This window comes from Cytobacillus praedii (assembly GCF_001439605.1).
GTDB lineage: Bacteria > Bacillota > Bacilli > Bacillales > Cytobacillaceae > Cytobacillus > Cytobacillus praedii.
The window spans coordinates 1-13,030 of sequence record NZ_LMBX01000031.1; the positions used below are offsets into that span (position 1 = coordinate 1).

Genomic DNA, 13,030 nt, shown 5'->3' on the forward strand with positions numbered 1-13,030 from the left:
ATTCTTCACTATATTTTGCCATAAAAAACACCCCCGAAAGTTAGATTTATTACTCTAACTTTCGGGGGTCGGTACTTTGATCTCTAAGCGTTTTTTTCTATGTTTGAAGTTGGTTTTCTTTGTTTCCTGCTTTGTAGAAAAATGAGCGTATTCTTTTGTTATCGGGTTTGTTGCCTTTCATGGGCTTTATAACGGGGATTTGGTTACTGTCTACTTTTTTTTGCTTGCTCGGGCATCATTGCGGCGCTTTCGTTACCGTCCTCTCTCTTTTTTGCTTCCTCGGGCATCATTGCGACGCTTTCGTTACCGTTGCCTCTCTTTTTCACCTTCTTCGGGTATCATTACGGCGCTTTCGTTACCGTCTGCTCTCTTTTTTTGCCTTCTCGGGCATCATTGCGGGGCTTTCATTACCGTTACCTCTCTTTTTTTGCTTCCTCGGGCATCATTGCGTGGCTTTCGTTACCGTCTCCACTCTTTTTCGCTCTCCTCGGGCATCATTGCTATGCCTTCGTTACCTTCCGCACTCTTTTTCTCCTTCCTCATGCAGCATTGCGGCTCTTGATTATCGGCTCCTCCCCTTTTCTCCCTCCTCGGGCATCCTAACAATTTTTTGTTTCCCCTATTTTCAAATTTTCAGTAAGAAAAAAACCAATCCCATTAGGAATTGGCTTTCCTTTTTTCCTTTATTTCTATGTTATCTAGAATTTCATCTACGATACTTTTCCATGAATACTGTTCGATCGCAAGCTTGCGTCCATATTCGCTCATTGCTTGATATTCATCGCTGGATATCGTCATTAATTCTGAAATTGCATGAGCAATGCCTTCAGGATTTTCTGGAGGAGCAATTTTTCCGCAATTGTACTCTTCAAGAATCGCTGCGCTCTCCCCATCTCCACAATAAAGGACGGGAACACCTGAGGAAATGGCAGGGAAAATTTTCGAAGGTCTTGCGCCTTTGAAAAGCTCAATATTCCTTAAAGATACGACGCTAAAGTCAGCGATTGAGAACATTCTTGGCATTTCTGAAACTGGAACGGATCCATAAAAGGTTACATTCTCCAGTCCTAAGTCTTCTTTCATTTTTACAAGCTTCTCACGCTCTTGGCCATCACCGACAAAAAGAAAATGGGCATCTGGCTGCTTGTCCTTTAACAGCGACGCAGCTTCCAATACAGAATCCAATCCTTGTGCATACCCAAGTGCTCCAGCATACATAAATACCTTTTTTCCTTGGATGCCAATTTCACTTAGCAGGCTTTCATCTTTCGTAATCGGCTTAAATGTCTCCGTATTCACACCATTGGGAAGAAGAAATACATCTGATGAATCCTTCCCCTTACGAATCATATAATCCTTAATTCCTTCGGTTGCAGTCGCAATTTTCCACGACTTTTTATAAAGAAATCTTTCTAGCCACTCAGCTAAGCGGATAAACGATTTATTTTTTAAAATCCCTAATTCAACTGCTGATTCAGGCCAAATATCTGCTACATTGAAGACAAATTTAGCCCGCTTCATTTTAGCCCCGAGATAACCTGTGATGCCTAGAAAAAGCGGCGGCGAATTACAGATGATTACATCAGTGGGCTTTGCTTTCATAAGCGAGTAAAATGCACTGAAAGTGAAGGAAAAATAGGAAGCAAGCCGCTTCCAGAAGCTCCCTTTCGGAGACGGATAAATCCACGAACGGTGAACAGGAATTCCATCCCAATCCTCATACATATAAAATTTCCCTTTATACTCCTCAGGAATAATTCCATGAGGATGATGAGGAAATGCTGTTAATACTTCCACCTGATGACCTCTGCTAATAAGCTCTTTACTTACTTCGTATACTCGAATTTGAGGGGCACCTGTTTCAGGGGGAAAATGCTGGCATAGATAAATCACTCTCATTTTCCCATCTCCATTACTTAACATGAATTTGTTTAATATAAGCTTCTAGCTTATCTTTAAGATCCGGACGCTTCAGCGCATAATCAATGGACGCCTGTAAAAATCCAAATTTATCGCCGACATCATAGCGTTTGCCTTGGATAATATAAGAGTAAATCGATTCTTGTCCGAGCAGTCGATCGATGGCATCTGTCAGCTGAATCTCGCCTTTTTTATCAGGCTGAACTTGTTCCAGCAGATCAAAGATCGCTGGTGATAAAATATATCGCCCAACAATCGCTTGTGTTGACGGCGCTTCTTCGATTGCAGGCTTTTCAACTAGGCTCTTCACCTTGAATAGATCTCCTGTACTTTCAGAATAATTAACAATTCCATACTTATTAACTTCTGAACGAGGCACTTCATTACAGCCAAGAATGCTCGAATGAACCTCATTATACTGATCGATCATTTGTTTTAATGCCGGAACTTCACTATCGACAATATCATCCCCAAGCAAAACAGCAAATGGCTCATTGCCAATAAATTTCTTGGCACATAGGACTGCATGTCCTAAGCCAAGCGGCTCTTTTTGTCTTACATAGTGAATATCAACGAGGTTAGAGATATTCTCAACCACTTCGAGCATCTCATGCTTTCCTGTTCTTTCAAGAAGCAATTCTAGCTCAACAGATTTATCAAAATGATCTTCAATTGCCCGTTTACTTCTACCTGTTACAATAATGATATCTTCAATTCCCGACTCAACCGCTTCTTCAATAATATATTGAATCGTTGGTTTATCTACAATCGGAAGCATTTCCTTCGGCTGCGCCTTTGTTGCGGGCAAAAATCTTGTCCCCAAGCCTGCTGCAGGAATAACTGCCTTTTTAATCATGATTTCATCCCCTTTTTCAAGGTTTGGTCATATAGCTCAAGCATGCCATTTGCGTTATCAACCCAATTATAATTTGCCTTTACATGGTCGATACCGGCAAGACCCATTGCTTGGCTTTTTTCTTTGTCTTCTACTAAGGATAGAATCGCTTTTGCTAACTCTTCAGGATTTTCTTTTGGTACCACATATCCTGTCTTGCCTTCAAGAACAACCTCTGGCAAGCCCCCGACATTAGAAACAACAACAGGAACGCCGCATGCCATCGATTCAACCGCTGCAACCCCAAAGCTTTCACTGTCCTCTGTTGAGGGAACCCCGAACACATCCATTTTATTTATGTATTCAGGCACTTTGTCATTCGGCACTCTGCCTGTAAATGTCGTGACATGATCAATTTTCAATTCCTTTGTTAATTGTTCATATTCACTTCTTTGCGGACCATCTCCAACGATGAGCAGCTGGGCATTTTTCTTACTGGAATAAATCGTGGCGAACGCCTTAATTAAATCCCCGATCCCGTATTTATCTGATAAAGCCTTTACCGTACCAATCGTAATTTGTTCATCCGATTTTAAACCCGATAGCGGCTTGAATTTATTCATGTCCACTCCAAATGGTGTGACAAAAACCTTTTTATCTGTATACTTATTTGTTTCTTTAGCCATGATATGACTTGTAGAACAAACCACATCTGTTTTCGATAATGTGTAATCAACAATTTTTCGATTCACACTGCCTTGCTGAGGAAATTGGAAAATATCTCTTCCCCAAACAGAAACATAATAAGGCTTGTAATTTGCTAATGCTCCAATAAATCCATAGCTTGAAACATAGTGAGCGTGCAGAATATCAGGCTTGAATTGTTTTAAGATCTTCTTTAAAGCAAAAACGCTGGAAATATACGATAGCTTTCCTGGCAATAGCTTCGGAAGGGTAATCGTATCTACTTCCTTTGCATTTTCCGCAGAGTAATGATCGAAAAACGTAACAACCTTCACATCGATCCCTTTATCTTTATAAAACAAGGCCCACTTATGCGTGTGTATCGATCTGCTTGGAGCCAAAATTAAAACTTTCATATGTCCTCCTCAGAAAGTCCTTCGTTAAATTACGTACTTATGGGGACAAAAAAACACCTCATTTTGTCCACTTGTAATGTTGTTCTTGCGAATTAAAATTTAGTTGGTAAATGGTTGATTTCCGCTCCAGGATGCTCGCTTTCCGCGGGGTAGGCGCTGAGCCTCCTCGTCGCTAACGCTCCTGTGGGGTCTCAGCTTTCTTACGCATCCCGCTGGAGTCTCGCACCTTGCGCTCCAATCAACCGACTTTGTTGGTAAGCCATGTTCATCCACTTCGTTTAAAACAACAATCTTTTAGAAATGCTCCTTAACAAATAGGAATTATTTAATAAGACTGCTTTTTATTTTTTCCACTCTTGCCAGCCATGAATGCTTTTGCAGGAATGTTTTTTGGATGTTTTCTCGATAACGCTCAGCATCTTTTGTCATTTTCACAATCGCCTTTGCCATATCTTCCGGGTTATCCTCACAAATCAGGCCATAGCCATCTGTCTCTATTATTTCTTGTTGTGCCTGACAATATGTGGCGATCACTGGAAGCTCATTGGAAAGGTATTCGACGAGCTTAACCGGGACTGAGAAATCATTATAGATGCTCCGATATCTTGGAATAAAAGCAAAGTCCATTTCACGATAAAGCTCATTTAACGCTTCTCCGCTCACATGCTTGACCGCTACATTCATTTCTTGCAGTCGTGCCTTCTTTTCCTCAGATAATCCCTTGTACTCATCCTCACGGCAAACAACCGTCAATTCACATATAACACTTGCCTCATTCGCTTTTTCAAGAGCATCGAGCAAGAGAAACAATCCATAATCCTCATTATTAATTCCGCCGACATACAGCCCTTGAGCATTTTGCTTCACTCGTTCGCTGCGAACAACTTGGCTCTCTTTTCCTCCTGGAGGAAGAGAAACCTTTTCTCTATTAATATCCACATACTTCCCCATCGCATCGCTAGGGAGGAAAATAACATCACAATATTTGCTGTAAAAATTCTCTTCCATCCGGTAGATGGTCTTCATAACCGTCTTTTTCGCACCCTTTAATGGATAAAGCTCATCAAATTTCCAATACACATCACGGTAGAATACACCGACAGGCACATGGCGCTGCTTTAGAAATTTCATGACCTTTGTATCAATAAAAGGCTTCTTCGGGATATGTCCCTTATCTGTCAGCCAAAAAGGAATCGTTTGGTTCTCCATATAGCAGAACCAAAGATCATCCAGCTTCCCTTCTGCCTTCCATTGCTCAAATAAGGTCGCCCTTTCAGCTGAGTTCCCTGACAGCAAGAGAATATTTACACCTTCCCGGCTTCCCCATTGCTGAAATGCCTTATACATTTCCTTCGGGCGAAGCTTTGAACCGCTATTTGCATTCTCGGCTACCTCAAATGGGTAATAAAGTAATACTGATTTCATCGTTTTTTCTCCTTATGCCTCGTTTCTCGCTTTCTTCTTGAAAAAGAAGGAAAACAAATCCAAACGAATTCTTATAAACAGCAGAATTCCAGCGAATAAGCAAGTGATAAAAATCCAAATTGGATTGAAGAGAAAATCAGCAAATCCACCTACTAATGTCCGAGGAATATTAATGGAAAAGTATATAAACAAGCATAAAAACACTGGGTTTTTCGGAAGCCTGATAAAAACAATATACAGAATCTGGATAAGCACTCCAACATATATCGTACCGAATAAAATCCCTAAATAGCCAAAATTAGCATACGCTTCCGCAATGAAAAGCGTATTCAGCACGCCACCTGTCCCATCTTCAATCCGATTAGGGAATGCGTTTGCCATGACTAGTCTAGCTGAACGCACCTGTTCAATATCAAACCAGCCAATTAAAATCGATGGGAGGCTGCTTCCATGTAAAAATGGGATAGACTCGCCAAAAATATTTAAATGCAGGAAGGTAGGCGCAATTTGCGCAAGAATAAGTCTTCCAATTGGTCCTGATGAATAGGACAAAAAGGAACCTAGATCATTTACTCCTTGAATAAACACGTACATCAAAATGATTAATGTAGCACCACTTATCACATAGAGATTAATCCTCCTGCGATTAAGCACTAATTTCCCAACATAAAGCTGGACAAAAATAAACATAATGATGTAGAAAATAATCGGTGATTTGGATAAATCATACACACTAATTAAAACCGCACAGGCGAAAAGAGGAAGGAATAACAGTCCCCATTTCAATTGTCTTGTCTTAACGGTGTATACATAAGCGATTAAGGACAGCAAAGGCGTCAATGCAATTGCAAATATATTTCTTATTAACACATGGCCATGGAAATTCCTTGCTGCATCAATACGAAGCATCCCTAAATCAGATAGATTTCCTTTCAGCAATGCGAAAAGTGGCACCTGGCTCGTCTTTAATAGCGTATAAGCAACCGCAAGCATACTGATTAGCGACAGACCGAGAAAAATAAGGTAAAACTCATTTTTCTCCGTAAACGTATTCTCTACCGGCTTTTTTAAATAATGATTGAATTCCTTCTTCGCATTAAAGCCAGCAAGCTTGCTGACAATAAACATCGAAAGCGGCAGCATAATCATGACGAAAGAGACGGCTCCAAAACCGATATACCGATACACTTCATGGTCGAGTTTATTAATCATATAATAATGGTCGATATCAAGCGCTATTAATAAGCTGCCGATATAACAGGAAACAAACAAGGAATAGTAAAAGATTAAAGAATTGAGATTTGGCTTTAACAGTGACAAACTCCCAGATACATTTCTAAATAGGATAACTGAAATCGTTAGAACAGCAACCCAAACAATGATAGCTAACATTCGTCAGCACCTACTTTTTGCTGATAATATCAACAATTTTTTCAGAGGCTTGTCCATCACCAAATACTTCTTTATATTCTGGATTAACCTCTTTTTGCACCGCAGCTAAGATTTTCTCTGTATCTGTTCCCGTTAAGATATTTGCCTCTCCACTAAGCGTTTCAACCCATTCCGTCTGTTCACGGATCGTTACGCAAGGTACCTTCATGAAATAAGCTTCTTTTTGCACACCGCCAGAGTCCGTAACGATTTTCTTTGCATTTGCCTCAAGCGTCAGCATATCTAAGTAACCAACAGGGTCGATTACTTTTAAATTAGGCACATCGCCCAAGTTTAAGCCGTAATCAGCCAATTTATGCTTTGTTCTCGGATGGATCGGCCAAACCTTCACTTCATCAATTTTTGAAAAAGCATCTAAAATGTTTTTCATATTCTCGATATCATCTGTGTTTTCAGCTCGGTGAATCGTAATTAAGTGATAATCTTTCGCTGTTAATCCAGCTTCCGCTAAGATATTGGACTTTTCCTTAGCCAGCTCACGGTTATAAAGAACAGCATCGTACATCACATCGCCAATATTAAATACATTGTGGGTAATGTTTTCGTTTGTTAAATTTTCAATCGCCGTATCTGTCGGGCAGAATAAATATTCTGAGACATGGTCTGTCATAATTCGATTAATTTCTTCGGGCATTTTTTTATTAAAGCTTCTAAGACCTGCTTCGATATGAATAACAGGAACGTGCAATTTAGCAGCCACTAATGCGCCTGCCAACGTTGAATTCGTATCTCCATAAACCATTAAATAATCTGGCTGTTCATTTAGTACAATCTCTTCGATTTTCGCAAGCATTTCACCTGTTTGCTTTCCATGGTTGCCTGAACCAACACCTAGATGATAATCAGGCTTTGGAATATGCAGCTCTTCGAAGAAAATATCAGACATATTTGCATCATAATGCTGGCCTGTGTGGATAATCTTTTCTTCCATATGCTTTCGTAATACCCTTGATACTGGAGCAGCTTTAATAAATTGCGGCCTTGCGCCTAGAATCGTTAATATTTTCATTTAGATTCACCTTTCAAGCTTTGAATATAGTCTTTTGCTAAAAATGAGTTTATATTATACGGCTGCGAATATTTCAAGCGATCATATTTAAAGGACAAAGCCCCAAGGTATTCAGGATAGCTTTTATAAATGCCATACCATTCCATCGGCTCTGAATAATACTTTTGATAAAGCTTTTTCTTGTTATATAGTTTTTTCGCTGTATTGTAAAAAACACCATATTTTTGTTTTAAAGAAGTTTCCTTGCCTGCAGGTTTTTCTGGCTTTGGAAAATAATCCGGGTACATTTGATGAAGCGTGTAATCATATAGGTATTTCTTAAAACGATGTTCGACAGGAACTGTTTTGAAGAATTCCATTAACCGATCATCCCATAATGGAATTTCCCAGCCCTTTTCATAAAATTCATAAACTCTGACTGAGTTAATAATGAACTTTGCCTGTCTCTCTTTCCAATCCCAATATTCGAATAAAGCGCTCGCCTGCTCATTTGTTTGGAATGGCAAGTCTCCAAATGACCGTTTGATCTCAGCCAGTACATCCCCTGCAGAAGCATGAAGCCCTTTTTCAATGTCCCAAAGCTTGTGATGCTTATTAAGGGTAAACTGAACGACATCTTCTGCCGTAAATACTCGATCCTCCGTGATTTCATAAGCTAAATGGCTTCCAGCAACGAAATCTCCTGAATGACCAGGAATGAACACGTAATCACGATCCTGCTTATTAGTGATTTCTCTTACGGCTGGCCAATCCTGAAGGTGAGCCATGGACGAACCATTCACAGCAAAATCGACATACTGCTTCCACTCATTTGAATGATACCAGCGATGCCAATCATCCTTTTTATATTCAACAAAGTCCCATTTTAAGCCAAGGCGATCAGCGATATCCTTACTGACAAGTGCCTCTTTATTTTCCCTTTTTCCATACGTAAAGGAAGCGATATCTTCTAGCCCATATTCCTTTAGCAATAAGGCAATAATTCTAGAATCATAGCCGCCGCTTAGAGGCAGAATCGGAACTTTATTCTTTAAACGGATGATGAGGTCTTCAAACACTTCATGAAAAACATTTCTCAGCTCTAAACTAAATTGGTCTAGATCCTTTTCATCAGGATGATGATAAAACTGATAATACTCTTTGCTTCTACTCTTCCCATCTTCTTGAATCTGAATGTATGAACCAGCCTCAACTTGATTAACCCCATCATAAAGAGTCTTTTCGTTTGCGGTAAATCCAGTTAATAAAAATTCCTTCACAGCTGTTGGATTCATTGCATAGTCTGCTTTATGACTAACTTTATCTGTTACAACCCAGCTTAAGCCATCTTTATAATAGAACAGCGGCATACTCCGCTTCCGGTCAACAATCGCCGTCACTTTCCGCTGATCTGCCTGTATAAAGACAAACTCTCCATGTATCTCATTCAGTTCACGCAGGAAAAAATCTTCTTCTGCTAGCACGTCCTGAAGATTATCCGCATCATAGCATTTTCCCTTGTAAAGAATATAGCCGCCAAAGTATACTTGGCCAAATGGAAACGTTAATTCTTTTATAAGATTACTGTTTTGAATGACTACTTTTAACAAATAAATCACCTATTTTTTCATTCGGTTATATGAATGCAGGAATTGCTTGTGAGGCAGCTTTTGGAACGCAGACCCCACAATCCTTGTTCATATCTATTAATTTGCAGCAGATTTTTTCCGCAATAGATCTTTATCTATCCGTGAAAGCAAGACAACAATTACATATCCGATCCAAGCAAATGCAATATTCCAATCAGAAAGGCTGCTCTCCTGAATATAAACGATCGCCATCACTGCTGCCAATGAGGTTAAAAATAAAAAGGACATTTTGCCAAATGACACGGGAACATGATACAGCTTTTGGCTTTTAAAGAAAATATACGTAATTGCGACTAAGTATGAAAGCAAATAAGCTGCGACACTTCCCCAGATTGAAAATAGAGGAATTAAGACCACATTCAAAATAATATTAATAACTGCTGCCATTCCGAACGCATAAGAAATGATCTTTGTTTGCTTCGAGAAAAAGATACCAACTGAAATGATCATATAGAAAAAGTTCAAGAAGGTTACAGCAGATAAAATGGCTACATATTGATAGGCTTCATAATAATTATCGTTTAATATTTGGAAAATCCATGGCATTACTGTTGCGATGAATAAGACTCCAATTGTCCCAACTAAAAGAATACCATAATATAACTTGGCGAATAAAATCGGACTATCCTTCTTATCCTTTAGTGACATTGAGAATGGTCTCCATGCCATTTGAACACCACTTGTAAGAAGTGTAATTAAGGTAGCAAACTTTATTGCCGTTTCGTAAATCCCCACTTCTCTTAAAGAAGTAAATTCCTTTAGAAAAATGACATTTGCATTAACGATGACCCAAAATGCTAAAGATGCAGGCACTAGAGGAGTCGCATACTTTAAGATTTCTTTCAAAAGCTTTTTATTAAAAGTAAAGCGCACGTATTTTAGTGCTGGTTTAATTAGAAGGATAACAACTATTGATACACTTATAATTCTTCCATACATGATTCCATCCATAGTAGGTGTTACAAAAGCTAAAAACCCATAGGAGAGTATGGCGATTAGGAGCATTTTCAATATGGTAAAGAAAACGACCTTTTTTGTAAAGAATTCATACCGAAGCACCGTAAGAATCAATGCAATAACCGTATCCAGAGCCAGAACTCCAATAGCGATATAAAGTAGGTAATAAAGCTTAGGCTCATCAAAAAATAATGAAGATAACCATTGGCCACCTATCAAAAATACAACCGCAGTTATGAGAACAACCGTCAACCTAAAGGTCATGACAGAACGGACATAATCAATCCTTTTCTTCTTATCCTCGGTATCAAAGTAGTAAAAAGCAAGAGCAGAATCCGTACCGAAAATAACAACAAAGGTAAGCATCGATGTAATACGATCCAAATAACCCAATGCACCGTACTGTGCTGGATCAAGATAAGATGTATATATCGGAAGCATAATAAAGGCAATTAGCTTCGTTCCTACGTTCATAAATGCGTAAAGGAGCGAATCCGCTCCTAAACGCTTAATTTGGGCGAACACCCTATAACAGCTCCCGCTCGTCTACCATTTTGACGAATTTAGCAGGAACACCTTTAATTAAAGTCTTTTCTTCCGTATTCTTTGTAACTAATGCACCAGCGGCAACAAATGTTTCCTCTTCAACAACGATACCTGGAAGAATGATCGATGCTCCACCTACGCGAGCGCCTTTTTTCACATGGGCCCCTTTAATCTTGTCAAAACGTTCTTCTGTACGGCCCATGAAATTATCATTTGTTGTTGTCACACAAGGAGCGATAAATACTTGCTCCTCCAATGTTGTGTAAGCTGTAATATAGGAATTAGATTGGATTTTTGTGCGATCGCCAATTTTAACAAAGTTTTCAACTGTTACGCCTCTGCCGACGATAACAAAATTTCCGATTTCAACGTTTTCTCTTACACTTGCAAGGTCTGCAATTAGTGTGCTTGAGCCAATTTTTGCTCCACGGTAAATAACACAATTCGCACCAATAGTTACTTCTTCACCAATTTCCAGTGCAGGAATGGAATCAGATAGCTTAACCGTGCTCGTTTTTGCTGGCTTTGGCGGCTTTCCGACAACAGCTCCATCTGCAATTGTCGTATTATCCCCAATCGCTGTTCCCTCATGAATCGTTACGCGGTTACCAACGATAACGTTTTTACCGATTTTTACATCTTTTTCAATAACAGAAAAATAACCGACCTTTGCCGTTTCATCTACTATAGCGGAAGGATCAATAAAATTCATAAGAAATGTCTCCCTTTGCCTTTTAATTAAAATGGTAACTTTGACCGGATTATTGGAGAATTTGACCGGATTATCTTCGTAATGGCTGGATTATTCTCCAATTCGGCCGGAATATCGGAATGACTATTATAATTTAATGTATTTATTTGGCTTCGCAATGTCTTTCAGTGCGTTACGAGTATCGAATATAACCTTGCTTTCCTGTGCAATCATTTCATAATCAAAATCTGTATGATCAGTTGTTACTAAAACAAGATCTGCCTCATTTAAAAGCTCTTTAGATAATTCAACCGTTTCAACCGTTTGGTCGCACGATCTGAATGACTTCACATAAGGATCTACTACTGTATAATCTGCACCGTGATGTTCTAACAGTTCAACAATCTTAAGAACTGGAGATTCCCTTACATCATCAATGTCCTTTTTGTATGCTACACCAAGAACAGCAACCTTCGCACCACGAAGTGCTTTGCCATCTTCATTCAATGTTTGCATCGCGCGTGTGATAACATATTCAGGCATGCTGTTGTTAATTTCGCCAGCAAGCTCAATTAGTCGTGTATGGTAGTTATACTCACGAGCCTTCCATGTTAAGTAGAATGGATCGATTGGGATACAGTGTCCGCCTAAGCCTGGACCTGGATAGAAGGCCATAAATCCGTAAGGCTTTGTTTTTGCTGCATCAATTACTTCCCATACATCAATGCCCATTTTCTCACAAAGAATAGCCATTTCATTCGCTAATGCAATATTAATGTGACGGAACGTATTTTCGAAGATTTTCTCCATTTCAGCAACTGCTGGAGAAGATACTTCATGTACATCGCCTTCAAGAACACTTCTGTAAAGGGCCGCTGCCACTTTCGTACAGTTTTCAGTGATTCCGCCAACTACTTTCGGTGTATTCTTCGTTTTGAATTGTTTATTACCTGGATCCACACGTTCTGGAGAATAGGCAACAAATACCGTTTCACCAGTTTTCAAGCCTTTTTCTTCAAGCGCAGGCTTTACAATTTCCTCTGTTGTTCCTGGGTAAGTAGTTGATTCTAATACAACAAGCATGCCTTCATGTGCATATTTAGCAATTTCTTTTGATGAGCTTTCTACATAAGATGTATCTGGCTGCTGATAAATATCAAGCGGCGTTGGCACACAGATTGCTACTGCATCTACTTCTTGGATACGGGCATAATCAGTTGTTGCAACTAAACGGCCATCCTTAATCATATCTGCTAAATCCTGATCAACCACGTCTCCGATGTAGTTAATTCCCATATTCACTTGCTCTACACGTGCAGCCTGCACATCAAAACCGATAACCTTATAGCCTGCTTTCGCTTTTTCAACTGCTAATGGAAGGCCAACATAGCCTAAACCAACAACACCTATGACAGCTTCTTTATTTTCAATTTTATTAATTAATGATGTATATACGTTCATCTTTCT

At 39.4% G+C, this 13,030-nt stretch carries 10 protein-coding genes; all 10 read right to left on the minus strand.

The features are described 5' to 3' along the window. Positions 1-657: 657 nt before the first annotated feature. Positions 658-1,899 (minus strand): glycosyltransferase family 4 protein, encoded by a 1,242-nt coding sequence (locus ASU02_RS22310; RefSeq protein ID WP_057767632.1) that lies wholly within the window; start codon positions 1,897-1,899, stop codon positions 658-660. 13 nt (positions 1,900-1,912) lie between these two features. Continuing rightward, a complete protein-coding gene (galU, locus tag ASU02_RS22315) occupies positions 1,913-2,776 on the minus strand; it encodes a UTP--glucose-1-phosphate uridylyltransferase GalU (protein WP_057767633.1) in 864 nt (287 codons plus the stop codon). After that, positions 2,773-3,855 (minus strand): glycosyltransferase, encoded by a 1,083-nt coding sequence (locus ASU02_RS22320; RefSeq protein WP_057767634.1) that lies wholly within the window; start codon positions 3,853-3,855, stop codon positions 2,773-2,775. Before ASU02_RS22320 ends, galU begins: the two co-directional genes overlap by 4 nt. Before the next feature lie 321 nt (positions 3,856-4,176). Further along, entirely contained in the window at positions 4,177-5,280 is a 1,104-nt protein-coding gene (locus tag ASU02_RS22325; protein WP_057767635.1) for a glycosyltransferase family 4 protein, read from the minus strand. Between the two features lie 12 nt (positions 5,281-5,292). Next, positions 5,293-6,672, minus strand: coding sequence for an O-antigen polymerase (locus ASU02_RS22330; RefSeq protein ID WP_057767636.1), 1,380 nt, complete (start codon positions 6,670-6,672; stop codon positions 5,293-5,295). Between the two features lie 10 nt (positions 6,673-6,682). Beyond that, positions 6,683-7,741: a non-hydrolyzing UDP-N-acetylglucosamine 2-epimerase gene (wecB, locus tag ASU02_RS22335; protein ID WP_057767637.1), complete on the minus strand. Its 1,059-nt coding sequence runs from the start codon at positions 7,739-7,741 to the stop codon at positions 6,683-6,685. Further along, positions 7,738-9,330: an asparagine synthase C-terminal domain-containing protein gene (locus ASU02_RS22340; RefSeq protein WP_057767638.1), complete on the minus strand. Its 1,593-nt coding sequence runs from the start codon at positions 9,328-9,330 to the stop codon at positions 7,738-7,740. Before ASU02_RS22340 ends, wecB begins: the two co-directional genes overlap by 4 nt. A 96-nt stretch (positions 9,331-9,426) precedes the next feature. Continuing rightward, a complete protein-coding gene (locus ASU02_RS22345) occupies positions 9,427-10,851 on the minus strand; it encodes a lipopolysaccharide biosynthesis protein (RefSeq protein WP_057767639.1) in 1,425 nt (474 codons plus the stop codon). 1 nt (position 10,852) lies between these two features. Then, positions 10,853-11,584 (minus strand): N-acetyltransferase, encoded by a 732-nt coding sequence (locus ASU02_RS22350; RefSeq protein WP_057767640.1) that lies wholly within the window; start codon positions 11,582-11,584, stop codon positions 10,853-10,855. A 126-nt stretch (positions 11,585-11,710) separates the two neighbouring features. Further along, the gene (locus ASU02_RS22355; protein WP_057767641.1) at positions 11,711-13,024 is read right to left on the minus strand and encodes a nucleotide sugar dehydrogenase; all 1,314 of its coding nucleotides are present in this window, start codon (positions 13,022-13,024) and stop codon (positions 11,711-11,713) included. Between the last annotated feature and the right edge of the window lie 6 nt (positions 13,025-13,030).

What these genes read in the sequence shown, in the direction of transcription:
- galU (WP_057767633.1), bottom strand. Translation starts at nt 2,776, where the DNA reads ATGATTAAAAAGGCAGTTATTCCTGCAGCAGGCTTGGGGACAAGATTT.
- ASU02_RS22350 (WP_057767640.1), bottom strand. Translation starts at nt 11,584, where the DNA reads ATGAATTTTATTGATCCTTCCGCTATAGTAGATGAAACGGCAAAGGTC.
- ASU02_RS22355 (WP_057767641.1), bottom strand. Translation starts at nt 13,024, where the DNA reads ATGAACGTATATACATCATTAATTAATAAAATTGAAAATAAAGAAGCT.
- ASU02_RS22325 (WP_057767635.1), bottom strand. Translation starts at nt 5,280, where the DNA reads ATGAAATCAGTATTACTTTATTACCCATTTGAGGTAGCCGAGAATGCA.
- ASU02_RS22310 (WP_057767632.1), bottom strand. Translation starts at nt 1,899, where the DNA reads ATGAGAGTGATTTATCTATGCCAGCATTTTCCCCCTGAAACAGGTGCC.
- ASU02_RS22320 (WP_057767634.1), bottom strand. Translation starts at nt 3,855, where the DNA reads ATGAAAGTTTTAATTTTGGCTCCAAGCAGATCGATACACACGCATAAG.
- ASU02_RS22330 (WP_057767636.1), bottom strand. Translation starts at nt 6,672, where the DNA reads ATGTTAGCTATCATTGTTTGGGTTGCTGTTCTAACGATTTCAGTTATC.
- wecB (WP_057767637.1), bottom strand. Translation starts at nt 7,741, where the DNA reads ATGAAAATATTAACGATTCTAGGCGCAAGGCCGCAATTTATTAAAGCT.